We start from the raw sequence: 23,159 nt of genomic DNA on the forward strand, positions 1-23,159 counted from the left end.
CGTCACGCTCCGCCCGCGGGGAGGACCACTGTGAACGTGCTGCCCCGGCCGGGTTCGCTGGTCAGCTCCAGCGTCCCGCCGAGCAGCGTGATCAGCCGCCGCGCGTACGGCAGGCCGAGCCCGGTGCCACCGACCCGGGTCGTGCCGGGCACCTGGTAGAACTCCTCGAAGACCCGTTCGCGCAGCTCCGGCGGGATGCCCACGCCGGTGTCGGTGACCGACAGCGTCCACTGCTCGCCGCGGCGCTCGGCGCGCAGGCGGACCTCGCCGCGCTCGGTGAACTTCAGGCCGTTGTGCAGCAGGTTGCGCAGCACCTGGGCGAGCAGCACCTCGTCCGAGCGGAGCGTCGCCGGGGCGGGCGGCTCCTCGACCACCAGCTCCACCTCGGAGCGCGTGGTGAGCGCCCGCAGCGTGCCGCGCAGCTGCCCGAACACCGCGCGCAGGTCGACCTCGGACCAGTCCGGCTCGATCCGCCCCGACTCCGCCTTGGCCAGGTCGAGCAGCTCGTTGACCAGCCCCAGCAGGTCGCCCGCCGAGGACCGGATCAGCCCCACCTGGCGGGCCTGCTCGCCGGTGAGCGGGTCGGAGGCGGAGTCGGCCAGCAGCCGGGCCAGACCGATGATCGCGGTCACCGGCGCGCGCAGCTCGTGGCTGACGTTGGCCAGGAACCGGCTCTTCGACTCGCTCGCGGCGCGAAGCTGGGCGGACTTCTCCTCCAGCTCGGCGTAGAGCGCCACCACACCCCGGTTGGTCTCCTCCAGCTCCTCGGTGAGCTGGTTGTAGAGCGCCATCACGCCCTGGTTGGTCTCCTGGAGCTCCGAGTTGAGCACGGCCAGTTCGTCGCGCTGACTGCGTACCTCGTCGAGGGCGGCGATGAGCTGGGAGTTCTGTGCCGCCAGCTCGTCCAGCGCGGAGCCCGGAGCGCGCTCGGCCAGCTCGGCACGGAGCCGGCCGGCGCGTTCCGGCGTCAGCTCCTCGGCGTGGTCGGGCACCCGTCTGGACATCCTCACGACGGTATCGCCCTCGACGGCCACGACCCGCAACGTGTCCACCAGACGCGCGACGGCGCCGGACTGCGGCTCGTACCGGCCGCCGGGCAGCGGACGCAGCGGTGACAGGTCGACCTGGAGCACCCGGCGGCCCACGGCGTCCCGGTCGAGGGCGAACATCACGTCCGCGCCGTCGACCCCGCGCAGCAGCTCCCGGGCCACCTCGCTGAGCGCGGTCGCGATCCGTACCTGGTCCTGGTGTTCCAGCCCGACCGCCGCGGCCACCTCCCGGCCACGCTGCCGGACCAGGAAGATGTCCTGCTCGACCCGGAGCGCGAGGTGCAGGAGCGGCTCGCTCATGCCGCCTCCCGGGCCACCAGGACGCAGGCGTCGTCGCGGCGGGTGCCGGCGTCGCGCAGCAGCGTCGCGGCGGCCAGCAACGGGTTGCGCCCGGCCAGCCCGGGATAGTCGTCGAGATCCCAGCGATCCACCACCCCGTCACTGTGCATGACCAGGGTGGCGTCGCGCGAGAAGGGGTAGTCGTACCCGCGGATCACCGGACGCTGGTGCCCGGCGATGCCCGGCAGCGAGACCAGCCCGCGCCGCCGCTCGCCCGGCGCGACGATCATCGCGGCGATGTTGCCCAGCCCGGCGTAGCGGAGCACTCCGGCGGCCGGATCCGGCTCCGCCACCGCGAGCGCGGCGCCCCGGGTGTGCGAGATGGCGGCGTGCAGGTGCCGCACCACGACGTCCGGCGGCCCGTCCGGCGCCGAGCGGAACGCGGACACGGCGGCACCGGTCGCGGCGGCGGCGAGCGGACCGTGGCCCAGCCCGTCGGAGACCAGCACCTGCCGCCGGCCGTCGAGCTGGCGGACCGCGTAGCCGTCGCCGCTGCTCTGCTCGCCGGTGATCGGCCGGGCCAGCCCGGCCGCCCAGTCCGGCTCCGGCGGTGCGGCGTCCCAGACCTGGACGACCAGGACCGTGCCCCGGCCCGGCGACGAGTAGCCGTCGAACCGGCTCGACTGCCGGGCGATCGCGCCGAGCCCGATGCCGAGCGTGCCGGCGGTGGAGTGGCCGTCGACGGAGGAGAGCGTGAGGTCGGCCATGCCGGGGCCGGAGTCGATCGCCACCAGCTCCACCCCGGCCAGGCCGCCCCGGCGCGCCGGGCGCATCAGGAGCGTGCCCTCGCGGGCGTGCTTGACCAGGTTGCTGGTGATCTCGGCGGTGACGATGGCCAGGTCCGCGACGCGCGACGCGCTCAGTTCGAGCTGCCGGCCGAGACGCTCGGCCGCCCGGCGTACGCTGCCGGCGGTCGCGCCGGTGTCGACCCGGAACCAGATGCCGTGGTCGGGCACCACGTCGGCGGTCATCGCGACCACTTGGTGACGGTGATCCGCGTCCCCTCGCCGACAGCCGTCCGGATGTCGAAATCGTCGACGAGCCGGCGGGCGCCGCTCAGTCCCAGACCCAGCCCGCCACCGGTGGTGTAGCCGTCGGTGAGCGCCAGGTCGAGGTCGGGGATGCCCGGCCCCTCGTCGGCGAAGACGATCCGCACGCCGCGGCGGCGGCCGTCGGACACGGTGCTCACCTCGGCGCTGCCCCCACCGCCGTAGATCAGCGTGTTGCGGGCCAGCTCGCTGGCGGCGGTGACGAGCTTCGTCTGGTCGACCAGGGAGAGCCGGGCCGCGACGGCCGTGGTACGCACCAACTGCCGGACCCGCACCACGTCCTCGTCGCTGCGGATCGCCTGGGTCGCCGGCACACCCAGGTCGACGCCCGTGGTCATGCCGTCGCCGTCGTCTCGGTGTCCCCGTCGTCGGCCGTCTCGTCCCACTCGTCGGCGCGGCTGGCCGCGATCAGCTCCATGCCGCGCTCGACGTTCAGCGCGGTACGGATGCCGTTGAGCGACAGCCCCAGCTCGACCAGCGTGATGGCGACGGCCGGGCGCATGCCGACCACCACCGTCTCGGCGTCCAGCACCTTCGAGATGGACGCGATGGTGGACAGCATCCGGCCGACGAAGGAGTCGACGATGTCCAGCGCCGTGATGTCGATGATCACGCCGTGGCAGCCGGTGGCGACGATCCGCTCGGCCAGGTCCTCCTGCAACTGGATCGCCGTCTGGTCGGACATGTCGACCTGGATGGAGACCAGCAGGATGTCGCCGATCTTGAGGATCGGCACCCGTTCCATCAGGACTCCCGGCGCGCGCGGCGGGCGGTGGTCTCGACGCCGGTCAGGCGCAGCACGTGGCGCAGCGCGTCGGCGAGGCTCGCCTTGGTGGCGATGTCGCCGAACTCGATGCCGAGAGCCACGATCGTCTGGGCGATCTGCGGGCGGATGCCGGAGATGATGCAGTCGGCGCCCATCAGCCGGGCGGCCACCACGGTCTTGAGGATGTGCTGCGCGACCTGCGTGTCCACCGCCGGCACGCCGGTGATGTCGATGATCGCGTACGGCGAGCCGGTGTCGACGAGCGTCTGGAGCAGCCGCTCCATCACCACCTGGGCGCGGGCCGAGTCCAGCGTCCCGACCAGCGGGACGGCGACCACGCCCTCCCAGAGCTTGACCACCGGGGTGGAGAGCTCCAGCAGCTGCTCCGCCTGGTCGGCGATCAGGCTCTCCCGGGCCCGGACGAACGTCTCGAAGGTGAACAGGCCCATCTGGTCGATGAGCGCGGAGTAGGCGACGAAGTCACGCAGAGTGCCGTCACCCTTCTCCTCCTCCATCAGCTCCAGCAGGGCTTCCTTCAACGCGAAGACGCTGATCGCGGTCTCGGTCGCGGAGAACCCCTGCCGGGCCCGGTTCGTGGACAGCTCGGACAGCACCGCGCGCAGCTCACCGCCGTGCTCGCCGGCCAGGTCGGAGACGCCGTGCCGGCCGACGTCGACCAGCGCGCGGTGCAGCTCCTGCATCTGGCGAGCCAGCTCGGCGCGGCTCAGACGACCACGCAGCGAACCGGCGACGATCTCGGTCCAGCGACTGGTCAACCGCTCCGCGTGCTCGGTGAGCAGGTGGGCGAGCCGATCACCCTGTTCGGCGCTCAACGCCATGGTTGACCTCCCTGATTTGGACGGGCGGACTCTATCACCGGAGGCTGACGCGGTACTTGTCGCGGAGCAAAGAATGATCGGCCGCACCCGTGACGGCTCCCGTTCTGCGCGGCGCGCCCGTCGTGGGATACCGTTTCCCCGAACACAGGAGGTCGACGTATGTCCTTGACGGTGCACACGGAACAGCGCGGCGACGTGGTCGTCGTGTCGGTCGCGGGCGAGCTGGACATGGCCACGGCACCGCAGCTGCAGGACCAGATCACGGATCTGCTGGACAAGGGGCGCAACCGCCTGGTCTTCGACCTGGCCGAGGTGTCGTTCTGCGACTCCACCGGTCTGTCCGTGTTCGTCCGGGCGAAGAACAACTGCGACGAGGCCGGCGGCGTCGTCCGGCTGGCCGCCCCGCAGCGCGGCGTGCTGCGCATCCTCGAGGTCAGCGGACTGGTCGAGGTGCTGCACACGTACCCGACCGTGGAGCAGGCCGTCGCGGGCGACCCCACCCCGGCCTCCTCCTGACCGATCCGGCTCAGCGCTCGTCCTCGATGTAGCGGGGACGAGCGATCACCATGCCCGCCGCCGTCTGCACGGCCAGCGCCACCAGCAGGAAACCGATCGGGGCGGTCCAGCCGCCGGTCGCCTCGTAGAGGATGCCCACCAGCAGCGGCCCGAGCGCCGCAATCACGTACCCGGTGCTCTGCGCGAACGCGGACAGCGCCACGGTCCCCTCGGCGGTCCGGGCGCGCAGCCCGATCGTGGTCAGGATGAGCGGGAACGCGCCCTGGCCGAGCGCCAGCAGCAGCACCCACAGCGGCGCCAGGCCGTGCGGGGCCAGCGCCAGACCGGTGTACGCGGCGGCGGAGAACACGGTCAGTGACAGCACCAGCGGCCGGAGCGTGGCGAGCCGGCCGGCGAGCGCCGGCATCATCAGCGCCACCGGCACGCCCAGCGCGGTCACGCCGGCGAGCAGCAGCCCGGCCGCTTCCGGCCGGTATCCGGCGTCCCGGAAGAGCTGGGCCAGCCAGCCCATGATCGCGTACCCGCTGAGCGACTGCGCCCCGAAGTAGACCGCCATGGCCCAGCCGAGCCGGGTCCGCCCCGGCTGCACCCGCGCCGGGGCGGCGACCGCCACCGCCGGGGGCGCGGCCCGTCGCGCGGCGCGGGCCCGCAGCGCCAGCGGCACCCACGGGAGTACGGCCAGCGCGGCCAGCCCGGCCCAGATGCCGAGTCCGGCCCGCCAGGAGCCGAACGCGTGCGCGATCGGCACGGCGGCACCCGCGGCCACCGTCGTGCCCACGGTCAGGGCCATCGTGTACGCCCCGGTGACCAGTCCGGTGCGGTGTGGGAAGTGCTGCTTGACGAGCATCGGCAGCAGGATGTTCGCCACCGCGATGCCGGCGAGCGCGAGCGCGCTGGTGAGCACGAAGATCGCGGCCGAGCCGGTGACCGCGCGCAGCACCTGCCCGACGGTGAGCGCCAGCATCGCCAGCACCAGCACCCGGGGCGCGGCCCAGCGGCGGACCAGCCAGGGGGTGAGCGCGCCCAGCCCGGCGAACGCGATGGTGGGCAGCGTGGTGACCAGGCCGGCCATCGCGCCGGAGAGGCCCAGCCCGACCCGGATCTCGTCGAGCAGCGCGCCGAGGCTGGTCACCGCGGCCCGCAGGTTCAGCGCGACGAGCAGCATCCCGGCCAGGACGAGCAGGCCGCCCCGGACCGGGCCGGCCGCCGGGGATCGGCCCGGCGCGGCGGTGACGCCCGGTGCGGGCACTGTCGCGGCGGGCGCAGGTGGCGGAGTCATGACCTCGAACCTACAATCATGGGATGAATTTCGGCACGAGGTGTAACCGGTGACACCCGCCCGGGATTCCGTCGCCGTGCCTCCGCGCGGTCATCGGGTCCGGCAGACGATCGAGCAGCTCCGGGAACGGATCCTCGACGGCGAGTGGCCGGTGGGCGGGCGCATCCCCACCGAGCCGCAACTGGTCGCCGCGCTCGGCGTGGGGCGGAACACGGTCCGCGAGGCGGTCCGGGCGCTCGCGCACGCCGGGGTGCTGGAGTGCCGGCAGGGCTCCGGCACCTACGTGGTGTCGACCGACGAGCTGGCGCCGGTGGTGGCCCGCCGGCTCACCGACGACCGGATGACCGAGGTGATCGAGGTCCGGCGCGCGTTCGAGGTGGAGGCCGCCCGGCTCGCCGCGCTGAGGCGTACCCCCGAGGATCTGGCGGCGCTCGACGGCGCGCTCGCGGCCCGCGAGGCCGCGTGGGGCGGCGGCCGGGTGGGCGAGTTCGTCGAGGCGGACGCCGCGCTGCACACGGTCGTGGTGGCCGCCGCGCACAACGCCATGCTCGCCGAGCTGTACGCCTCGGTCGGCGCGGCGCTGCGCAGCACGGTGGCCCAGGCGATGGGCGAGGCGCTGACCCCCGAGCGGTACGTGGATCACAGTCGGCTGGTCGAGGCGATCCGGGCCGGCGACCCGCAGCGGGCGGCGATCGAGGCCGGTGCTTTTCTCGAAGGGCCCGCCGGGGCATAGGTTTGTCCCCGACGCAGACTCATCAGGGCACGGGAGTACGGATGCTCAAGGGCTTCAAAGACTTCATCATGCGCGGCAACGTCGTCGACCTGGCGGTCGGTGTCGTCATCGGCGCCGCGTTCACCGGCGTGGTGACCCAGCTCACCAAGTCGTTCCTGGAACCGCTGGTACGCGTGTTCATCGTGTTGATCACCGGCAACAAGGACGGGCTCAGCGGCTCGACGCCCAAGTTCCGGGGCATCCCGTTCGACTGGGTGGCCTTCGTCAACGCGGCGATCACGTTCGTGCTCACCGCGGCGGCGCTGTACTTCCTCGTCGTCTACCCGATGAACCGGCTCGCCGAGCGCCGCAAGCGCGGCGAGGAGCCGCCGCCCTCCGCCCCGAGCGAGGAGGTCAAGCTGCTCACCGAGATCCGGGACGCGCTGCTCGCCGGCAACCACGGCACGCCCGGCCAGCGCAGCGCCCTGGACGACGTGCTCGGCCGCCGGCAGGAGCCGCCCGCGCCGCGCTGAACGCCATAGCCGATCGGCCCTCGCGACGATCTCGCGGGGGCCGACGTGTATCGAACACATGTTCGATAGAGTCCGGGCATGGAGCAGCGTAGGCACTGGTGGAACGGGAAATGGGGACGGCTCGCCCGGCGTGACGTCTTCCTCCGGGTGGACGGCGACCGCTGGCACGTGGAGCAGCGGGCCGGCGGCGCCGAGGGGGTCTCCCGGTTCTACGAGCACGCCAGCGTCGAGGAGGCCGAGGAGACGATCCGGGCGCTGCTGGACGGCACCGACACCTGGCGCGAGCTGTCCCCCCGCCCGCCGGGCGGCTGGGCCCCCTCCGTTTAGCGCCCGTGCGCCCCGGGAACCGCTGCTGCATGAGCCAGCAGCAGGACACCGTCTCCCGGATCACCACCGGCATGCGGGTGGTCGACTCCGCAGGCGTCGAGGTGGGCACTGTCGATCTCGTGCAGCGCGGCGACCCGGCCGCGGTGACCGTGCAGGCGCCCGCCCCGGTCGACCCGGGCAGCAGCCTGGACGAGCTGATCGAGTCGGCCGCGGCCGAGGAGCCGGACGTACCGGCCGACCTGGCGGCCCGGCTGCTGCGCGACGGCTACCTCAAGGTCTCCACCGAGCTGGTCCGCACCGGCGCCGTCTACGTGCCGGCCGGCCGGATCGCCGCGGTGAGCGACGGCGCAGTACGCCTCACCGTCCCGGTCACGGAGCTACCCGCCGAGGAGTGACACCCGGTAGAGGTGATGCATTTATCACTCACGGTAATGAATGATCAATGCAAGTTGCCCCGAAAGGCGCTCGCCAATCCGCTTGCACAGAGTCTCAATGGCATGACTTTGCGCTCCAATGGCAGATAAATGCCTTGATCATTGATCTTCAAAAACATTGCGCGTGCTCACGTATCTACATCGACCCTCCGCCACGGATAGTTATTGGCGAACCAAGGGGGCCGAGGGGGAACGATGAACGAAGCGCTGGCGGAACCGCTCACCGGATACCAGGTGGTGGCAGTGGCTACAGCAGTCGCCGGAGTGGTCGCCGGTCTGGTGCGAGCCTATGTGGCATACCGGGCCCGGATGAACGAGGAACGCGAGGCGACGACACGCACCACAGCCCGGGTGACATGGCTGATTCGGCTCGCGGAGGCCGACCATGACGTCGTGCGGATCGTGGAACGCGACCGCGACGGGCATCGAGAGGTCGAGCTGGGCGGACGTAGCGCGCCGAAGCCCGGGGCCGTCGAGGAGGCGGCGTGACCGACATCAAGGGCACGGCCGCGCTGACACCGGGTCCCGCCGACAGCGACGCTCTGCGCGAGGCGGAGGCAGCCCGCCTGAAAGCCCTCCACGACCGGGAGTTCGCCGAATTCGCCGAGGGCTCCTACTACCGGGTCGAACGGATCCTCAGGGCGACGTGCCGAGACCGTCAAGCGGTGGATGACGCCCTCCAGGAAGCGTATCTGCACGGCCGAGTCGAGTGGCCCAAGCTTCGCGAGCACGTCAAACCGGCCGGCTGGATCATCAGCACGGCCCGCTTCAAGATGCTGAAGGATCACGATCGGCGCCAGCGGGAAGCCGCGATGGCGCCGGAAGACCTGCCACCGTCGTCCCACTCGGACATCGCGGACGCGTGGGAGGCGCAGGAGACGCTGCGAGGCTGGCTGCACCAGCTACCGGCACGGCACGCCGAAGTGTTCCAGATGTCGCGGGAGGGCTTCTCCAACCAGGAGATCGCAAGCATTCTCGGGCTGACCGAGAACAGTGTCCGCTCCTACAAGACCGCCGCCAAGAAGAGGCTGGGCGAACTGGCCGAGGAGGCAGGCTTCACCCGTTCGGAGCGCGACCGGCGTCAGGGGGCGGGCCGTGGACCTCGATGACATCCTGACGCTGGCCGAGACCAGGCCCAGCCCTCTCGAACTCGCCCGCGCCCGCCGTGTCGCACGGACCGTGCAGAGCCAGTACGACCTCTCCCAGACCGAGGGCTACAAGATCATCGTGGATGCCGACCTCGTCGACCCGCTGACGTGGGACGCCGACGAGGCCACCCGGGTGGCGCGCGCCGCCCAGCTCGCGAAGCGGGGCACGGTCACCTGGCTGGTCGGCGCCGGCCAGACGGAGCATTCCGAGCGGCTCTCCTGGTCCGACGAGATGGCGATGATCGTCGGCCACGCGCCCGGAACGCTCCGCCTCACCCCGCGGACGCTCTTCGACCTCGTCCACCCTGCTGATGTCGAGCGTGTCCTCGCCGCGGTGAGGACGGCGTGGGAGCAGAGCCGTCCCGACGAGATCGGCTTCCGGGTGGTCCAGCCCGGAGGCAGCATCCGCCACGTGTCCTGCCACCTCGAGATCCTGACCGACGTGGGCCGGCCGGTCGGCGTCATCGCCACGGGCGAGGACGTCACCGCGCTCGAGCTCGCCCGCCAGGAGCAGCGTCGGCTCGCCACCCGCCGTCAGATGCTCGGCGCCGATCTGGCCGTACGGGACGTGCTCACCGGACTACAGACCCGCGGCTATGTCATCGACGAGGTCGACAGGGCTCGTCGCACGACCGGCGGCGCCCTGATCGTCGTCACGACCGAGCCCGCCACCCGCATGCCTGACGCGCTCACCGACGAGGACCGGGACCAACTGACGGCTGACATCGCCCGGACCCTGCGCACAGTCGTGGGGCATGACGTGACCAGCGGCCTGGTGGGCTCCGGCTCGTGGGGCTTACTACTCGCCCGACAGGAGCAAGCGGGGACGGCGGAGAGCCTGGCCGCGCGGATCGTCGGCAAGTTCCGGAATCATCTCTTCAGCGTCCGCCAGAAGCCACTGCGGCTCAACATCTCAGCCGGTGTGGTCCATTTCGGCAGCGACATCCCGGACACCGGCTTCGACCTTCTCATCGACGGCGAGCACGCGGCCCGCGACGCACGCCGGAGCGCGACCGACGTCAAGGTCCTGGAGCATCCGGCCGCCGAGAGGGAGCGGACGGAGCGCTGCCGTTCGCGGATTCTCGGTGCTGTCTCGACCAACCGTTTCGCCCTGTACGCCCAGCCCATCATCGATCTCGCACTCAACCAGATCGCCCGTCACGAGATTCTGCTGCGGGTACGGAGTGACACCGGCGAGCCGGTCGCGCCGTGGGCCTTCCTCGACATGGCCGAGCGTGTGGGTGAGATCCTGTCCGTCGACAAATGGGTCATCGATCATGCTCTGGAACTGATCGGCCGCGGAGCTCAGACCTCCCACTATCAGGTGAACGTCTCCGGAAAATCGCTCGCCGACCCGGGGTTGCTCACCTTCGTGACCGAGGCGATCAATCGGCACAGCGTCAAGCCGGAGTGCCTGACATTCGAAATCACCGAAACCGCGCTGATCGAGAATCGGAACGAGGCCCTGACCTTCGCCACGGGAATCAGAGAAATCGGGTGCCACCTCGCGCTCGACGACTTCGGCACCGGCTACGGCGCTCTCGCCCAACTGAAGTACCTGCCGGTGGACCTCGTCAAAATAGACGGAGCGTTCATCGTCGACCTCTGCCGATCCCCGGCAGACCAGGCTGTGGTGTCGGCGCTTGTCGAACTGTGTCACACGCTCGGCATCCGTGTCGCCGCCGAGTACGTCCAGGACAAGGAGACGATGGACCTTCTGCGCGCGGCCGAGGTCGACTTCGCCCAGGGCTACCACATCGGGCGGCCGGCACCGATAACAGTGAGTCAGGAGAATGTTCAGACGGTCGAACTCGAACTGCGGTTTCCGCCTCAGCAGACAGCGATGGGCTGAGCAACCCGGTGAGTAAGGCACAAAGGGCCCGCGTGAGAGCGGGCCCTGAGGCGGTTGCGGGAACCCTCGCGGGCCTCCTGCGTACGTCACGCTAACAGTTGTCACCCTGAGCGGGCGGGAACCGACGGGGCGGATTCCGGCTCGGCGGGCTCGACCGGCTCGACCGGCGGAGGTGCGGTCCCGCGGCGGAACAGCAGCAGCATGAGCCAGCCCGCGACCAGTCCCCAGAACGCGCCGCCCACCCCGAGCAGGCTCACCCCGGAGGCGGTGACCACGAACGTCACCACTGCCGCCTCCCGCGCGTCCGGCTGGGCGACCGCCGCCGTGACGGCTCCGGCGAGCGCGCCGAGCAGGGCGAGCCCGGCGACGGCCTCGACCAGCACCGGTGGGGAGAGCAGCACCAGGGCGGTGGCCACGCCGGCGCCCAGGCCGAGCAGGGCCAGGCCGATCCCGGCGGTGACCGAGGCGATCCAGCGCCGTTCCGGGTCCGGGTGGGCGTCCGGGCCGGCGGCCAGGGCGGCGGTGATCGCGGCCAGGTTCACCGCGTGCCCGCCCGCCGGGGCGCCGAGCGCGGTGGCGAGTCCGGTCACCCGCAGCGCCGAGCCGAGCGGGGCCCGGTAGCCGTACCCGGCGAGCACCGCGGTGCCGGGCACGTTCTGCGCGGCCATGGTGACCAGGAACAGCGGCAGCGCGAGCCCGACGACGGCGGGCAGCGTCCAGGCCGGCGCGGTGAACGCGACGACCGGTGCGGCGTCCAGCCGGGCCGGCCCGGAGGTGGTCAGCGCGATCGCGACCACCGCCACGGCGAGCGCGCCCGGCACCGCCCACCGACGGGCGAACCGGTGCAGCAGCAGCCAGACCAGCACCACCGGCCCGGCCAGCAAGGGCACCTCGACCAGGGCGCGTACCGGCGCCGTACACAGCGGCAGCAGCACCCCGGCGAGCATGGCGGAGGCGATCGGGGTGGGGATGGCGGCGACCGCGCGGCCGAGCGCGGGGATCAGCCCGGCCGCGATGATCAGCAGCCCGGCGAGCAGGAAGGCGCCGACCGCCGCGGGCCAGCCGCCGGCGACCGGCCCGGTGGCCACGAGCAGCGCCGCGCCCGGCGTGGACCAGGCGATCGACAGCGGCAGCCGGTGCCGCAGGCCGAGCCAGACCGCGCAGGCGCCGCTGGCGACGCAGAGCGCGAGCAGGCCGGAGGCGGCCTGCTCCGGTTCGGCGCCGACCGCGCGCAGCCCGGCCAGGACGACTGTGAACGAGCTGGCGAAGCCGACCAGGGCGGTCACCACACCGGCCAGGACGGGTTGGAGCCGACCGCCCATGCTCTCCTCCTCCGACCGTTCCGTTTACGGAACGGCACGGTGTAGCACGATAGCCCTCATGACAGCCGCCGCACCAGCCGATGACCGGGGCGCCCGGGAGGTCGGCCGGCGCATCCGCTCGCTCCGTACCGAGCGGGGCATCTCCCTGTCCGAGCTGGCCCGCCTCGCGGGCGTCGGCAAGGCCACGCTCTCCGGCCTGGAGAACGGTGTGCGCAACCCCCGGCTGGAGACCCTGTACGCGATCACCGCGCAGCTCGGCGTACCGCTGACCGCCGTGCTCGCCACGCCCGACCAGGCGCCGACCCTGCGCGGGGCCGCGGTGGAAGGCACGCTGCTGGAGGTGTTCAGCGACCGGGAGGCGACCTACGAGCTGTACCGGATGTGGGTCACCCCGGGCCCGGCGCAGCTCTCCCCCGCCCACTCCAGCGGTGTGACCGAACACGTGACGGTCTTCTCCGGCGTGCTCCGTGCCGGGCCGGTCGACGCCCCGCTGACCGCCGGTCCCGGGGGCTACCTGCGGTGGACCTCCGACGTGCCGCACACCTACGCGGCGGTGGGCGAGGAGGAGGTCCACGCGAGCCTCCTGCTGCGCTATCCTCGTCCATCCACACTGGACAGTTGACGCATACCCAGGATGCAAGCTGATGACATTTCTTTCAGCAGACCCGCCAGCGCGTGCAGACGCGGAGCCGTTCTTCTTGGCAAGCTTGTCCTCATGACGCTCATCCTCCGCTCGGCCATCCTCAACGACGTCGGCCTCGTCCGGACCAACAACGAGGACTCCGCCCTCGCCGGTGACCGCCTCGTGGCGGTGGCCGACGGCATGGGCGGGCTCCCCGCCGGCGAGGTGGCCAGCGAGATCGTCATCCGGATCCTGGACGAGCTGACGCCGCCCACCGGCGCCGACGAGGCGGCCGACGCGCTGCGCGCCGTCGTGAGCACCGCGAACCAGCGCATCCGCGCGGCCATCACGGTGGACCCGGCCCGCGACGGCATGGGTACGACGCTCACCGCCGCCCTGCTCGCCGGCGACACCCTGGTCCTGGCCCAGGTCGGCGACTCCCGCTGCTACCTGCTGCGCGACCACGAGCTGACCCAGCTCACCCGCGACGACACGTTCGTGCAGGCGCTGGTCGACCAGGGCGCGCTCTCCCGCGACCAGGCCCGGCACCACCCGCAGCGCTCGCTCGTCACCCGCGCGGTGCAGGGCTCCGACGCGCCACCCGCCGTCGGCGCGCTCACCGTGTTCGCCGGCGACCGGCTGCTGCTGTGCAGCGACGGCCTCTCCGACTACGTGGAGGACGCCGCCATCGCCGCGGCGCTCGCCACCTACGGGGACCGCCAGCAGTGCGGCGAGCAACTGGTGAAGCTGGCCCACCAGGCCGGCGCGCCGGACAACGTGACAGTGGTCATCTCGGACGTCACCGAGGCGTGAGCGGGCGCCCTTTCCGGTTGCGGACCGCGCCGGGTGCGGTTGGGATGAACGGATGCACATCCGCCGGCTGGCCGCCGATGAACGACTGACCACCAGCTTCCCGCTCCAGGCGTACGCGTTCGAGGCCTCGCCGATGGGCGCCTCCCGGACCGACCAGTTCCGCGCGTACCTGCCGTACAACGCCGGGAACACGACGCTGGTGGCCGAGGAGGACGGGGTCACCGCGGCGGCCGTGTCGGCGATACCGATGCGGCAGAACCTGCGCGGCGCGGTGCTGCCGATGGCCGGTGTGGCCGGCGTGGCCACCCATCCGCTGGCCCGCCGACGCGGTCACGTGCGGACGCTGATGCAGCAGCTCCTCGACGGCATGCGCGACGAGGGGCACCAGCTCACCGCGCTGCACCCGTTCCGCGCCTCGTTCTACGAGCGCTTCGGCTACATCGGGCTGCCCCGGCGGCGTACCGCGGTCTTCAACCCGGCGGACCTGGCGCCGCTGCTGCGGGCCGAGCTGCCCGACGAGCTGGTCTGGGAGCGGATCGGCGCCGGTTATGCGCGGTGGCGCGCGTACACCGAGCGGTGCCTGCGCGAACGGCACGGCTTCGCGGTCTTCCCGGACTTCCGCGCGGTCGGGCTGCGCGACCGGGACGACCGCTGGCTGGTCAGCGTGGTGCGCGGCGGCGAGACGGTCGGCGCGGTGACCTACCGGATCGACGACCACGCCGGCACGCTGTTCGCCGACGACCTGCTGGTCGACGACGCGTACGCCCGCGCGTCGGTGCTCCAGTTCTTCGCCCGGCACGTCGACCAGGTGGCCCGGATCAGCGTCCAGGTGACCCCCGACGAACTGCCCGAGCTGTGGCTCACCGACCTCGACGTGCAGGTGGAGGCGCGGGTGGCCCGGCCCGACCCGACCGCGCCGATGGCCCGGCTGCTCAGCCTGGACGCGCTCGCCGAGCAGCCGGTCGGGGTCGGCCGGGTACTGATCGAGCTGGTCGGCGACCGCTGGCTCGCCGGCCGGCACCTGCTCGACGGCACCACCGGCAAGCTGGCGGTGCTGCCGGCGCAGACCGCCGCCGAGGGCAGCGTGCCGACCGCGCGGCTCACCGCCGCCGGGCTGTCCGCCCTGGCGTACGGGGTGCTCGACCCGGCCGAGGTGGTCGTACGCGGGCTGGGTGAGGTGCCGGTGGACGCGGCCGGTGAGCTGCGCCGTCTCTTCCCCCGTGAACTGCCGCACCTGTTCGCCGACTTCTGACCCGGTTGACGGGCGCCGCGCCGGGGGTAGGGTCCAGCGCGTGCCGGAGTGGCTGGAAGCGGGATTCTGGGGCCTGCTCGCCGGGTCGGCCCTGCTGATCGGGGCGGCCGTCGGGTTCTTCGCGCGCGTACCGCGCCGGGTCACCGCCTCGGTGATGGCGTTCGGGGCGGGCGTGCTGCTGTCCGCCGTCTCGTTCGAGCTGATCGACGAGGCGCACGAGCAGGGCGGCCTGCTGCCGGTGGCGATCGGCGCGGCGGCCGGCGCGCTGGCGTACACCGGGGCGAACGTGCTGCTGGCCCGGCACGGCGCGCGGCACCGCAAGCGCTCCGGCGACGAGCAGCCCTCCGAGCGGGAACAGCCCGGCTCGGGTACGGCGATCGCGGTCGGCGCGCTGCTCGACGGCGTACCCGAATCGGTGGTGATCGGCGCGAGCCTGCTCGCCGGCGGCCCGGTCAGCCTGGTCACTGTGATCGCGGTGTTCCTCAGCAACGTGCCGGAAGGGCTGTCCAGCGCGGCCGGCATGCGGCAGGCCGGACGCACCCGGCGCTACGTGTTCGGGCTGTGGACGGCCATCGCGTTGATCTCCGGGGCGGCGTCGCTGGCCGGGTACACGCTGCTCGGCGGCGCGCCGCCCGAGGTGCTGGCGACGATCACCGCGCTCGCCGCGGGCGCGATCCTCGCGATGATCACCGACACCATGGTCCCGGAGGCGTTCGCGGACGCGCACCTGCTGGTCGGGCTGATCACCGTGCTCGGCTTCCTGGTCGCGTTCGCGCTGTCGCACGCCTGACCGTCGCACGCGGTGCCCGGGGGCGCTGCCTGCTGCCGCGCGGTCGCGGGCTCAGGTGCCGGCGGCGGCTCCGCGACTCCGGCTCCGGTGCCGGCTGCGGCTCCGGTGCCGGTGCCGGCTGCGGCTGCGGCTGCGGCTGCGGCGCCGGCTTAGCGGCGGGTTAAGGATCGGCTGTGGGGTCGTGCCGGGGCGGACGGTCCTCCTAGCATCGGGCGGTGCGCGTGAAGTCGGCTGTCACTCTGCTCGTCCTCGCCCTGGCGACGGCGACGCTGCCCGCCTGTGGCGACGATCCGGCCCCCGCGCCTGCCGCCGACGCCGCCGGCTCGTCGACCGGTCCGGCAGCCGCCCCGTCGCCCACCCCGAATGGGCGTTCCGGACTGGGCAGCGCCCGGCCGAGCCCCACCCCCGCCACCGTGGCGTTCCGCGCCGGCAACCCCGCCGGCCGGGCGAGCGTGCCGGCCGAGGCGCGTCCGGTGGACACCTCGCGCCCGACCCGTACCGTCGGCAGCGGCACCCCGGCGAGCTGCACCTCGGAGGCGGTGGTGAAGGCCGTCGCAGCCGGTGGTGTGATCACGTTCGACTGCGGGCCCGCGCCGGTGACCATCACGATGAAGGCCACCGCGAAGGTGGTGAACTCGCACGGCCCGCGCGTCGTACTGGACGGCGGCGGCAAGGTCACGCTGAGCGGCGGCGGCAAGCGCCGCATCCTCTACCTGAACACGTGCGACCAGGCGCAGGGCTTCACCACCTCGCACTGCCAGAACCAGGACCACCCGCGGCTCACCGTGCAGAACCTGACGTTCGCCGACGGCGACGCCACCGGCGAGCGGACCGAGGGCGGTGGGGGCGGCGCGATCTTCGTACGCGGCGGGCGGTTCGCCGTGATCAACTCACGGTTCGTCGACAACCGCTGCGACCGTACCGGCCCGGACCTCGGCGGCGCCGCGCTGCGCGTGCTCAGCCAGTTCGAGAACAAACCGGTGTACGTGGTGAGCAGCACCTTCACCGGCGGAGTGTGCGCCAACGGCGGGGCGTTGAGCAGCATCGGCGTCTCCTGGACGGTGCTGAACAGCGTCTTCCGGGACAACCGCGCGGTCGGCACCGGCGCGAACCCGGCCCGGGGCGGAACACCGGGCGGCGGTAGTGGCGGCGCGATCTACTGCGACGGCAACGAGTTCGCGGTGCGGATCGCCGGCACGGTGATCGAGGACAACAGCGCGAACGAGGGCGGCGGCGCGATCTTCTTCGTCAGCAACAACCGCACCGGCACCCTGAAAATCGACAGCAGCACCCTGCGGCGCAACCCCAGCCGAGGCTTCGAGACAAAGGGCCACCCCGGCATCTTCTTCCTGGGCGCCCGCATCTCCTGACCCTCTCCCCCTCCCCACCGGTTCGCCCCGCTGTTGATCATGAAGTTGGCGGCCTCCCCGTCGGCGTGTCGCGCCGTCAACCTCATGATCGCCGGCTGATCCAGCCGGCCCGCAGACGCCGCTCTCGCCCCGCCTCGTCGATCATGAAGTTGACGGTCCCGTCATCGGCGTGTCGTGCCGCCAACTTCATGATCACCGGCCAATTCCCGGCCCGTCGGCACTCGCCCCGCCCGTTCACCCCCGCGTTTGCCCTCTTGGCTCGGTGATCAAGGGGTTCGTGTCCTGGTTGATCTCTGTGCGGGACACAAACTCCTTGATCAACAGGGCATGAAGACGCAGCGGCGAAGGGCGGGGTCAGTAGGGGTTGGGGTGGCCGGGGAGGTGGCCTCGGGTCAGGGCTGCCGGGCGGCCGGGCAGCGCCGGGTTCGGGGACAGCGGCGGGGAGTCGGTGCCCGCTCTCGTGGCCATGCCGGCGAACAGCTCCTTCAGGGCTGTGACCGTGTCGACGGCCGGCGCCCAGCCGAGTTCGGTCTCGGCGCGGTGGCTCGACATCAGCGGCACGTTCAGCGCCAGGTCGACCCAGCCGGTGTCGACCGGTTGCAGCCGCGCCCGCCAGGTCACCGCCGCCGCGGCGCGCAGCACCGGAGTCGCCACCGGCACCGTCCAGCCGTGGAAGTGCCGGGCCACCAGCTCCGGCGTCAGCACCGGGTCGGCCGCCACGTTGAAGGCGCCGCTCGCGTCCCCCACGACCGCCCGGGCGTACGCGTCCGCCACGTCGTCGGCGTGCACCGCCTGCATCCGGAGTCGCTTGTTCGACGGCACCAGCGGAATCCGGCCGTACCGCAGCAGGCGCACGGGCACCAGCGGGCCGAGGAAGTAGCGGCTGATCTCCGTACCGGCCTCGCGCTGGAAGATCAGTCCCGGGCGTAGCCGTACCACCCGCAGGTTCGGGTGCTCCCGCTGCACGCCGTCGAGCAGTGCCTCCACCTCCGCCTTGTCCCGGCTGTACGACGACGTCTCAACCCCGGTCGCCGGCCAGTTCTCGCTGACCGGGTGGTTCTTCGGGCCGGGCGCGTACGTGCCGACCGATGAGGCGTACACCAGGGCCGGAACGCCGACCCGGACGGCGGCCTCGATCACCGCGCGGCTGCCGCCGACGTTGGTCCGGTAGAGCGTGCGCCGGTCGTGGCTGGGCTGGATCTGCCAGGCCAGGTGCACGACTGCCCGCGCCCCGGCGAAGATCCGCACGAGCTGGTCCGCGGCGCCCGGCGCGCCGATGTCGCAGGAGTGCCACTCCACGTCTTCGTACGGTTCACCGGCGTCCGGTCCGGGTAGCCGGCGGGCCACGCCGACCAGCTCGGTGCCCGTCTCCCGCCGCAGCCGGCGCAGCACTGCCGTCCCCACGTTGCCGGTCGCCCCCACGATCACGATGCGCATGGTCGTGCCGTACCCGCTGAACCGGGCAGCAACCGCTCACGGACGGGGGTTCGTGCGCACCCAGCCCTTCTCCCGTTCGCGGCGACCGGCGGTGGCGGCCAGGCAGCGCGGGCAGAGCCAGCTCTCCGGGTCGGCCTCGGTGAGCACGTCGGTACCGGAGTAGTCGAACGGCACGTGCGGGAAGCGACGCAGCCGGGTCCGGCTCAGCGGCAGCCCGCACAGCGTCTGGTTCTGCCCCGGCAGCCAGGCGTGCACCTCACCGCCGGGCCGGCGTACGCCGTCGTCGCCCGGCACCTCGCGGGACGCCGCCACGGCGGCGGTGGTCGTGACTCGCATGGTCGCCCAGGTTCCCCGGCCGCCGCCGTTCACGCCTGGAGACAACCCCTGGGGTACGCGGGCGGAGCGCGTACTCCCGTGGTGGTAGCCCGATCGACGACTCCGGGGCGACGACCGGCGGCGATGCGCGTCCATACGCTGCCGCCGTCACCACTTGCCGCGACCCGAGGGAGTCCCAGAATGTCCATCCGTCACCTGCTCGCCACCACTGTCGTCGGAGAGTTCGCCCCGGCCGCGCACGCCTCGCTCGCCGCCGGGGGCATCGGCGGCTCCGGCCGGGCGGGCGCCACAGTCATCGCCGTGGTGGGCCTGGCGAGCGTGGTCGTCGGCGGGCTGGCACTCAGCCGCTCCCGCCGCGGGCCGGGCGAGGGGCGGGCCCAGGCCCTCGTGGCGGCCGCGGCCGGGCTGGTCAGCCTGGTCCTCAGCGCGTGGCATCTGGCGCTGACCACCGAGGGTCTCGGCAGCGGTCAGGGACGCGCAGGTGCGGTCGCCGGGGTGGCGTTCGGGCTGATCGGGGCGGTGCTGGGCGGGCTGGCGCTGGCCCGTTCCCGGCGTAGCGCCTGACCCGGTCGCTCGTCCTGTCCCGGCGCGCTGGTTCCGCCGGCCGCTCGTTCCGTCCCGGCGGCTCGGTCAGGAGGCGGTGAGCCAGCCGGGCACGGTGAGCCCCGACTCGTACGCGAGCACCACGAGCTGGGCCCGGTCCCGTACCCGCGTCTTGGTCATGATCCGGCTGACGTGCGTCTTCGCGGTGGCCGGGCTCAGCACCAGCCGGGCCGCGATCTCGTCGTTGGACAGGCCGGCGGCGACCAGGGCGAGCACCTCCCGTTCCCGCTCGGTCAGCGCGCTCAGGCGAGGGCCCGGGTCCGGGTGCCGGGTCCGGGCGGCGAACTCGGCGATCAGCCGACGCGTGACGGCCGGGGCGATCAACGCGTCGCCCCGCGCCACCACCCGCACGCCGTGGATCAGCTCCGCCGGCTCGGTGTCCTTGACCAGGAAGCCGCTCGCGCCGGCCCGCAACGCGCCGTAGACGTAGTCGTCCAGGTCGAAGGTGGTCAGGATGATCACCCGGGCGTCGGTGCCGGCGACGATGTCCCGGGTGGCGGCCAGGCCGTCCAGCAGCGGCATCCGGATGTCCATGAGGACGACGTCCGGCCGCAGTTCCCGTGCCAGCCGTACCGCACCGGCGCCGTCGGCGGCCTCGCCGACCACCTCGATGCCGTCCTCGCCGTCGAGGATGGAGCGGAAGCCCGCGCGTACCAAAGTCTGGTCGTCGGCGAGCAGCAACCGGATCACGTCGTCTCCCCCCGTTCCGTGCGTGGCGCGGGGACCGGCAGCGGGACGGGCCGCAGCGGGAGGCGGGCCCGCACCAGGAACCCGCCGTCCGGCCCCGGCCCGGTGGTGAGCGAGCCGCCCAGCGCCCGGGCCCGCTCGCCCATGCCGAGGATCCCGTTCCCGGGCGGACCCGTGGGACCGGCGCCGTCGTCGGCCACCTCCACCAGCACCTCGTCGCCGTCCGGCACGACCCGGACCACCGCCGTGCTCGCGCCCGCGTGACGGCTCACGTTGGTGAGCGCCTCCTGGACGATCCGGTACGCGGACAGGTCCACCTCCGGCGGGAGCGGCCCGGTCTCCGTCACCTCGGTACGCACCGTCAGCCCGCGCCGCCCGGCCGTCGTGACCAGCTCGTCGAGGCGGTCCAGACCGGGTGCGGGGTGGCTCGGCGTCGTACCCTCCTGCCGGAGCACGCCGAGCGCCGCCCGCAGCTCCCGCAGCGTCTCCCGGCTCGTCTGCTTGATCACGGTGAGTGCCTCCGCCGACCGCTCCGGATCGGGCCGGTGCAACGCGGCGCTCGCCTGCACACTGATCAGCGAGAGATGGTGGCCGAGCAGGTCGTGCAACTCGCGGGCGATCCGCAGCCGCTCCTCGGTGGCCCGGTGGCGGGCCTCCTCCTCCTTGCGCTGCTCCGCGGCCAGCACCCGGGCCTGCACCTCGGCGAGATAGGCCCGCCGGTTACGGGTCACGCCGACGATGACCGCGACCAGCCAGCCGGCGTGCAGCAGCGTCGCGCCGTTGCCACTGACACCGGTCCGGGTGTAGCTGTCGGCGACGGCGAAGGAGACGACCGAGGCCAGGCCGAGGCCCACCGCGACCGCGAGGTGCCCCTCGTCGACGACCGTGTACAGCGCCACGACGAACACCAGCATGATCGGCCCAGGCCGGTGCAGCAGAGCGCCGTACGCGGCGACCGCGGCGAGCGCCACCAGGCCCACCGCCACCGGGTATCGCCGGCGCAGGTAGAGCGCGGCGGACGAGGCCAGGACGACGAGCAGCGCGACGAGTTCGGCGGTGGTGTCGATGCCGTCCGACTGCACGATCAGGCCGAGGAGGGCCACCAGGGCGACGGCAGGCACCACTGCCGCTTTCGCCTTGGGGCCGTGTCGGCGCCAGCTCGACATTGCCGAAGCGTAGCGGTCCGCGGACGCAGCGGAGGGCCCCGAAGCGGCGTCGTGGCGTGCCGGAGCGTGGTCGAGAGGGTCGGTGCGCGACGCACGCCGGGCTGATCGGGTTCGGGTAACCTGTGCCGTGCGGGCCGCTAGCTCAATGGCAGAGCTGTGGACTTTTAATCCATAGGTTCAGGGTTCGAGTCCCTGGCGGCCCACTCAACAGCGCATCTGAGCTGCGAAAACGTCGGCCGAAGATCATCGGGCACAACCAGGGCACAAGTCAGCTCTGATCTTGGCCGGTGGAGCGTTCAGATGACTTGCCGTCTGCCTGCCGCAGGAGGCTGCCGACCAGGCCGCGCGGGCGGTCCTTCTTCGGCAGCCAATGCACGTAGGTCTCCAACGTGATCCGCAGGTTGGCGTGCCTCAGCGCCTTCTGCACCTCCTGAGGCTCGACACCGTTACTCATGAGCGTGGTGGCGAAGAAGTGGCGCAGAGAGTGGAAAGTGCCTTCCTTCGGCCACCCGGCGGCCTGCCGCCAGTCCGCCCACAGCTCTGACCAGTAGGTGTCCGTCAGCAGCTTTCCGCGTGCCGAGGTGAACAGGACCGCCACCGGTCGAATCAAGCGCTCCCCGGTCGTGATGTCGGGCAGCTCGAACTCGACAGGACCGACCTCGTTGAGATGGGCGGTCAGTTCCTCAGCGACCACCGCGTCCAAGTCGACGGTCCCGGTGGACCCGCTCTTAGGTGGCGAGAGGTAGAAGCCGCCGAAGTGCTCCGGCGAGTGCCGTAGTTGCTGCACCACGTGCAGCTCGCCATGCTCATAGTCGGCACAGCGTGAACCGGCTTCCATTCCCAGGACCTCGCCGAGGCGAAGCCCCTCCCCTGCTCCCAGCCAGATAGCCGCCCGGAATCGCCGGGGTACCACCTCAACGAGCTTGAGCACCTGGTCCCCGGTGGGAACCCATTTCGGTGCCCGCGACAGACCGCGCAGGATCTGGGCGAGCTTCACGCCGTTGCAAGGGTTGTCCGGGATCGCCTTGTCAACGACGGCCGCGTTCATGATGGTCTTGAACAGCCCGAAGTACAGGCTCACCGAGGACTTCGGCGTCTGCTTGTCGAGCAGCCGGCCGAGCCACGACAGAACATCCGTCAGGGTGATCGACCGGATGGCCCTCGCGCCGAACGCGGGCAGGAGGTGCTTTCGCAGGTTCTGCGGTATCCGCCGCCGGGTCTCCGTCGACCACCCGGATTCGCGGGCCTCTCGCCACCGCTGCGCGTACTCGGCGAAGGTCAGTTCGGCTTCCGCCCGCTTGACCAGCACCTCTGGCGCTACACCGGATCGGCACGCCAGGTCGAAGGTTTCCGCGTCGCGCTTGAGATCGAACAGCCGTTCCCGGTCGTTGTTATCGGCATCGGCGTAGCGGACCCGCCAGCGCTTGCCCCGGCCGTGCCGCTTGGACGGGATCGGCTTCTTCGTGTCGGGGTCGCGCTTCTTGAGGTACCACAGATCATCGATGGGCATGTCAGGCCGCCTGTTCTTCCAGCCATGCCCGGACGTCGGCCGGGTTGTAGCGCAGGTGCCGACCGACCTTTGAGGCACGGGGGCCGGTGCGGCGGTGTCTCCACTGGTAGAGCGTGGCGACGGGGACACGGAGGAACGCGGCCGTGTCTTGGATCGACCACAGTTCCGGCAGTGGGGGCGGGGTGGGTGCGGTCATTGGGGCTCCTTCCTGGTGATGGTGATGTAGGCGCGGCTTTCGCCGCTGTAGTCGGCGGTGCGGGTGCTGGTGCGGCAGGTGACGCGTTCGCGCCCGCCGTGGTGGGCGACGAGTTGGGCCGCGATGGTGGCGGCGTGGGTGGTGACGGTGGCGGTCGGGCCGATGAGCCGGACCGCGACCAGGGGGCGGGGGCGTGTGGGCATGCGTGCTCC

28 protein-coding genes and 1 tRNA gene are annotated in these 23,159 nt (G+C 72.3%); 15 read left to right on the plus strand and 14 right to left on the minus strand.

What is annotated here, in order from left to right:
- Positions 1-2 precede the first annotated feature (2 nt).
- The 5 genes from M8C11_RS20010 to M8C11_RS20030 are packed head-to-tail and all read right to left on the minus strand — an operon-like array spanning position 3 to position 4,042.
- On the minus strand, positions 3-1,349 hold the full coding sequence (locus M8C11_RS20010; protein ID WP_252451928.1) for a sensor histidine kinase: 1,347 nt from the start codon (positions 1,347-1,349) through the stop codon (positions 3-5).
- A complete protein-coding gene (locus M8C11_RS20015; RefSeq protein ID WP_252452166.1) occupies positions 1,346-2,359 on the minus strand; it encodes a SpoIIE family protein phosphatase in 1,014 nt (337 codons plus the stop codon). The genes M8C11_RS20010 and M8C11_RS20015 overlap by 4 nt, the downstream gene beginning before the upstream one ends.
- Complete coding sequence (locus tag M8C11_RS20020; protein WP_252451931.1) at positions 2,356-2,775, minus strand: ATP-binding protein; 420 nt, start codon at positions 2,773-2,775, stop codon at positions 2,356-2,358. Before M8C11_RS20020 ends, M8C11_RS20015 begins: the two co-directional genes overlap by 4 nt.
- Positions 2,772-3,182 carry an STAS domain-containing protein gene (locus M8C11_RS20025; RefSeq protein ID WP_121684396.1) on the minus strand — a complete coding sequence of 137 codons (411 nt, stop codon included), beginning with the start codon at positions 3,180-3,182 and terminating at the stop codon, positions 2,772-2,774. Before M8C11_RS20025 ends, M8C11_RS20020 begins: the two co-directional genes overlap by 4 nt.
- Positions 3,182-4,042, minus strand: a complete 861-nt coding sequence (locus M8C11_RS20030; protein WP_252451933.1) for an STAS domain-containing protein — start codon at positions 4,040-4,042, stop codon at positions 3,182-3,184. The genes M8C11_RS20025 and M8C11_RS20030 overlap by 1 nt, the downstream gene beginning before the upstream one ends.
- 159 nt (positions 4,043-4,201) lie before the next feature.
- On the opposite strand from M8C11_RS20030, the gene M8C11_RS20035 reads away from it, so the two are divergent.
- On the plus strand, positions 4,202-4,558 hold the full coding sequence (locus M8C11_RS20035) for an STAS domain-containing protein (RefSeq protein WP_091414301.1): 357 nt from the start codon (positions 4,202-4,204) through the stop codon (positions 4,556-4,558).
- Positions 4,559-4,568: 10 nt separating this feature from the next.
- On the opposite strand, the gene M8C11_RS20040 is transcribed toward M8C11_RS20035, so the two are convergent.
- Positions 4,569-5,837: an MFS transporter gene (locus M8C11_RS20040; protein WP_252451935.1), complete on the minus strand. Its 1,269-nt coding sequence runs from the start codon at positions 5,835-5,837 to the stop codon at positions 4,569-4,571.
- A 49-nt stretch (positions 5,838-5,886) separates the two neighbouring features.
- On the opposite strand from M8C11_RS20040, the gene M8C11_RS20045 reads away from it, so the two are divergent.
- The 7 genes from M8C11_RS20045 to M8C11_RS20075 all read left to right on the plus strand — a co-directional run bounded on the left by M8C11_RS20045 (position 5,887) and on the right by M8C11_RS20075 (position 10,843).
- Positions 5,887-6,570 carry a FadR/GntR family transcriptional regulator gene (locus M8C11_RS20045; protein ID WP_252451937.1) on the plus strand — a complete coding sequence of 228 codons (684 nt, stop codon included), beginning with the start codon at positions 5,887-5,889 and terminating at the stop codon, positions 6,568-6,570.
- A gap of 41 nt (positions 6,571-6,611) precedes the next feature.
- On the plus strand, positions 6,612-7,082 hold the full coding sequence (mscL, locus tag M8C11_RS20050; RefSeq protein ID WP_252451939.1) for a large conductance mechanosensitive channel protein MscL: 471 nt from the start codon (positions 6,612-6,614) through the stop codon (positions 7,080-7,082).
- 78 nt (positions 7,083-7,160) lie between these two features.
- On the plus strand, positions 7,161-7,409 hold the full coding sequence (locus tag M8C11_RS20055) for a hypothetical protein (RefSeq protein ID WP_121684401.1): 249 nt from the start codon (positions 7,161-7,163) through the stop codon (positions 7,407-7,409).
- 29 nt (positions 7,410-7,438) lie between these two features.
- Positions 7,439-7,804 carry a hypothetical protein gene (locus M8C11_RS20060; protein ID WP_252451941.1) on the plus strand — a complete coding sequence of 122 codons (366 nt, stop codon included), beginning with the start codon at positions 7,439-7,441 and terminating at the stop codon, positions 7,802-7,804.
- Between the two features lie 234 nt (positions 7,805-8,038).
- On the plus strand, positions 8,039-8,332 hold the full coding sequence (locus M8C11_RS20065) for a hypothetical protein (protein WP_252451943.1): 294 nt from the start codon (positions 8,039-8,041) through the stop codon (positions 8,330-8,332).
- Positions 8,329-8,952 (plus strand): RNA polymerase sigma factor, encoded by a 624-nt coding sequence (locus M8C11_RS20070; protein WP_252451945.1) that lies wholly within the window; start codon positions 8,329-8,331, stop codon positions 8,950-8,952. Before M8C11_RS20065 ends, M8C11_RS20070 begins: the two co-directional genes overlap by 4 nt.
- Entirely contained in the window at positions 8,939-10,843 is a 1,905-nt protein-coding gene (locus M8C11_RS20075) for an EAL domain-containing protein (RefSeq protein ID WP_252451948.1), read from the plus strand. The genes M8C11_RS20070 and M8C11_RS20075 overlap by 14 nt, the downstream gene beginning before the upstream one ends.
- Before the next feature lie 101 nt (positions 10,844-10,944).
- Here the strand turns inward: M8C11_RS20075 and M8C11_RS20080 are convergent, their stop codons facing one another.
- The gene (locus tag M8C11_RS20080; protein ID WP_252451951.1) at positions 10,945-12,165 is read right to left on the minus strand and encodes a benzoate/H(+) symporter BenE family transporter; all 1,221 of its coding nucleotides are present in this window, start codon (positions 12,163-12,165) and stop codon (positions 10,945-10,947) included.
- 58 nt (positions 12,166-12,223) lie between these two features.
- On the opposite strand from M8C11_RS20080, the gene M8C11_RS20085 reads away from it, so the two are divergent.
- From M8C11_RS20085 to M8C11_RS20105, 5 genes are all read left to right on the plus strand, one after another.
- Positions 12,224-12,787: a helix-turn-helix domain-containing protein gene (locus tag M8C11_RS20085; protein WP_252451954.1), complete on the plus strand. Its 564-nt coding sequence runs from the start codon at positions 12,224-12,226 to the stop codon at positions 12,785-12,787.
- Positions 12,788-12,880: 93 nt separating this feature from the next.
- Positions 12,881-13,600, plus strand: coding sequence for a PP2C family serine/threonine-protein phosphatase (locus M8C11_RS20090; protein WP_099162983.1), 720 nt, complete (start codon positions 12,881-12,883; stop codon positions 13,598-13,600).
- Between the two features lie 52 nt (positions 13,601-13,652).
- Positions 13,653-14,852 carry an enhanced intracellular survival protein Eis gene (gene eis, locus M8C11_RS20095; RefSeq protein WP_252451956.1) on the plus strand — a complete coding sequence of 400 codons (1,200 nt, stop codon included), beginning with the start codon at positions 13,653-13,655 and terminating at the stop codon, positions 14,850-14,852.
- A gap of 40 nt (positions 14,853-14,892) precedes the next feature.
- A complete protein-coding gene (locus tag M8C11_RS20100) occupies positions 14,893-15,642 on the plus strand; it encodes a ZIP family metal transporter (RefSeq protein ID WP_120572146.1) in 750 nt (249 codons plus the stop codon).
- 221 nt (positions 15,643-15,863) lie between these two features.
- Positions 15,864-17,012, plus strand: coding sequence for a hypothetical protein (locus M8C11_RS20105; protein ID WP_252452171.1), 1,149 nt, complete (start codon positions 15,864-15,866; stop codon positions 17,010-17,012).
- A 354-nt stretch (positions 17,013-17,366) separates the two neighbouring features.
- On the opposite strand, the gene M8C11_RS20110 is transcribed toward M8C11_RS20105, so the two are convergent.
- Together M8C11_RS20110 and M8C11_RS20115 are read right to left on the minus strand one after the other, a co-directional pair.
- A complete protein-coding gene (locus tag M8C11_RS20110) occupies positions 17,367-18,449 on the minus strand; it encodes an NAD-dependent epimerase/dehydratase family protein (protein WP_252451958.1) in 1,083 nt (360 codons plus the stop codon).
- 36 nt (positions 18,450-18,485) lie between these two features.
- Positions 18,486-18,785 carry a hypothetical protein gene (locus M8C11_RS20115; protein ID WP_120574039.1) on the minus strand — a complete coding sequence of 100 codons (300 nt, stop codon included), beginning with the start codon at positions 18,783-18,785 and terminating at the stop codon, positions 18,486-18,488.
- Between the two features lie 180 nt (positions 18,786-18,965).
- Here M8C11_RS20115 and M8C11_RS20120 point away from each other — a divergent pair, with 180 nt between their 5' ends.
- Positions 18,966-19,349 carry a DUF6223 family protein gene (locus M8C11_RS20120; RefSeq protein WP_252451960.1) on the plus strand — a complete coding sequence of 128 codons (384 nt, stop codon included), beginning with the start codon at positions 18,966-18,968 and terminating at the stop codon, positions 19,347-19,349.
- 66 nt (positions 19,350-19,415) lie between these two features.
- Here the strand turns inward: M8C11_RS20120 and M8C11_RS20125 are convergent, their stop codons facing one another.
- A complete protein-coding gene (locus M8C11_RS20125) occupies positions 19,416-20,078 on the minus strand; it encodes a response regulator transcription factor (protein WP_120572150.1) in 663 nt (220 codons plus the stop codon).
- Positions 20,075-21,241 carry a sensor histidine kinase gene (locus tag M8C11_RS20130; RefSeq protein WP_252451962.1) on the minus strand — a complete coding sequence of 389 codons (1,167 nt, stop codon included), beginning with the start codon at positions 21,239-21,241 and terminating at the stop codon, positions 20,075-20,077. The genes M8C11_RS20125 and M8C11_RS20130 overlap by 4 nt, the downstream gene beginning before the upstream one ends.
- Positions 21,242-21,372: 131 nt before the next feature.
- On the opposite strand from M8C11_RS20130, the gene M8C11_RS20135 reads away from it, so the two are divergent.
- Positions 21,373-21,444, plus strand: a tRNA-Lys gene (locus M8C11_RS20135).
- 65 nt (positions 21,445-21,509) lie between these two features.
- On the opposite strand, the gene M8C11_RS20140 is transcribed toward M8C11_RS20135, so the two are convergent.
- The 3 genes from M8C11_RS20140 to M8C11_RS20150 are packed head-to-tail and all read right to left on the minus strand — an operon-like array spanning position 21,510 to position 23,150.
- Complete coding sequence (locus tag M8C11_RS20140) at positions 21,510-22,751, minus strand: site-specific integrase (RefSeq protein WP_252451964.1); 1,242 nt, start codon at positions 22,749-22,751, stop codon at positions 21,510-21,512.
- Position 22,752: 1 nt separating this feature from the next.
- Positions 22,753-22,947 (minus strand): helix-turn-helix domain-containing protein, encoded by a 195-nt coding sequence (locus M8C11_RS20145; RefSeq protein WP_252451966.1) that lies wholly within the window; start codon positions 22,945-22,947, stop codon positions 22,753-22,755.
- Positions 22,944-23,150, minus strand: a complete 207-nt coding sequence (locus M8C11_RS20150) for a hypothetical protein (RefSeq protein WP_114918896.1) — start codon at positions 23,148-23,150, stop codon at positions 22,944-22,946. The genes M8C11_RS20145 and M8C11_RS20150 overlap by 4 nt, the downstream gene beginning before the upstream one ends.
- Between the last annotated feature and the right edge of the window lie 9 nt (positions 23,151-23,159).

The organism is Micromonospora sp. CPM1, from assembly GCF_023896895.1.
In the GTDB taxonomy this organism is placed as follows: Bacteria; Actinomycetota; Actinomycetes; order Mycobacteriales; family Micromonosporaceae; genus Micromonospora; species Micromonospora tulbaghiae.

Bases quoted from the DNA above. Each gene is read 5' to 3' on its own strand.
- M8C11_RS20010 (WP_252451928.1), bottom strand. From the start codon at position 1,349: ATGAGCGAGCCGCTCCTGCACCTCGCGCTCCGGGTCGAGCAGGACATC.
- M8C11_RS20015 (WP_252452166.1), bottom strand. From the start codon at position 2,359: ATGACCGCCGACGTGGTGCCCGACCACGGCATCTGGTTCCGGGTCGAC.
- M8C11_RS20020 (WP_252451931.1), bottom strand. From the start codon at position 2,775: ATGACCACGGGCGTCGACCTGGGTGTGCCGGCGACCCAGGCGATCCGC.
- M8C11_RS20025 (WP_121684396.1), bottom strand. From the start codon at position 3,182: ATGGAACGGGTGCCGATCCTCAAGATCGGCGACATCCTGCTGGTCTCC.
- M8C11_RS20030 (WP_252451933.1), bottom strand. From the start codon at position 4,042: ATGGCGTTGAGCGCCGAACAGGGTGATCGGCTCGCCCACCTGCTCACC.
- M8C11_RS20035 (WP_091414301.1), top strand. From the start codon at position 4,202: ATGTCCTTGACGGTGCACACGGAACAGCGCGGCGACGTGGTCGTCGTG.
- M8C11_RS20040 (WP_252451935.1), bottom strand. From the start codon at position 5,837: ATGACTCCGCCACCTGCGCCCGCCGCGACAGTGCCCGCACCGGGCGTC.
- mscL (WP_252451939.1), top strand. From the start codon at position 6,612: ATGCTCAAGGGCTTCAAAGACTTCATCATGCGCGGCAACGTCGTCGAC.
- M8C11_RS20055 (WP_121684401.1), top strand. From the start codon at position 7,161: ATGGAGCAGCGTAGGCACTGGTGGAACGGGAAATGGGGACGGCTCGCC.
- M8C11_RS20060 (WP_252451941.1), top strand. From the start codon at position 7,439: ATGAGCCAGCAGCAGGACACCGTCTCCCGGATCACCACCGGCATGCGG.
- M8C11_RS20065 (WP_252451943.1), top strand. From the start codon at position 8,039: ATGAACGAAGCGCTGGCGGAACCGCTCACCGGATACCAGGTGGTGGCA.
- M8C11_RS20080 (WP_252451951.1), bottom strand. From the start codon at position 12,165: ATGGGCGGTCGGCTCCAACCCGTCCTGGCCGGTGTGGTGACCGCCCTG.
- M8C11_RS20085 (WP_252451954.1), top strand. From the start codon at position 12,224: ATGACAGCCGCCGCACCAGCCGATGACCGGGGCGCCCGGGAGGTCGGC.
- M8C11_RS20090 (WP_099162983.1), top strand. From the start codon at position 12,881: ATGACGCTCATCCTCCGCTCGGCCATCCTCAACGACGTCGGCCTCGTC.
- eis (WP_252451956.1), top strand. From the start codon at position 13,653: ATGCACATCCGCCGGCTGGCCGCCGATGAACGACTGACCACCAGCTTC.
- M8C11_RS20110 (WP_252451958.1), bottom strand. From the start codon at position 18,449: ATGCGCATCGTGATCGTGGGGGCGACCGGCAACGTGGGGACGGCAGTG.
- M8C11_RS20115 (WP_120574039.1), bottom strand. From the start codon at position 18,785: ATGCGAGTCACGACCACCGCCGCCGTGGCGGCGTCCCGCGAGGTGCCG.
- M8C11_RS20120 (WP_252451960.1), top strand. From the start codon at position 18,966: ATGTCCATCCGTCACCTGCTCGCCACCACTGTCGTCGGAGAGTTCGCC.
- M8C11_RS20130 (WP_252451962.1), bottom strand. From the start codon at position 21,241: ATGTCGAGCTGGCGCCGACACGGCCCCAAGGCGAAAGCGGCAGTGGTG.
- M8C11_RS20140 (WP_252451964.1), bottom strand. From the start codon at position 22,751: ATGCCCATCGATGATCTGTGGTACCTCAAGAAGCGCGACCCCGACACG.
- M8C11_RS20145 (WP_252451966.1), bottom strand. From the start codon at position 22,947: ATGACCGCACCCACCCCGCCCCCACTGCCGGAACTGTGGTCGATCCAA.
- M8C11_RS20150 (WP_114918896.1), bottom strand. From the start codon at position 23,150: ATGCCCACACGCCCCCGCCCCCTGGTCGCGGTCCGGCTCATCGGCCCG.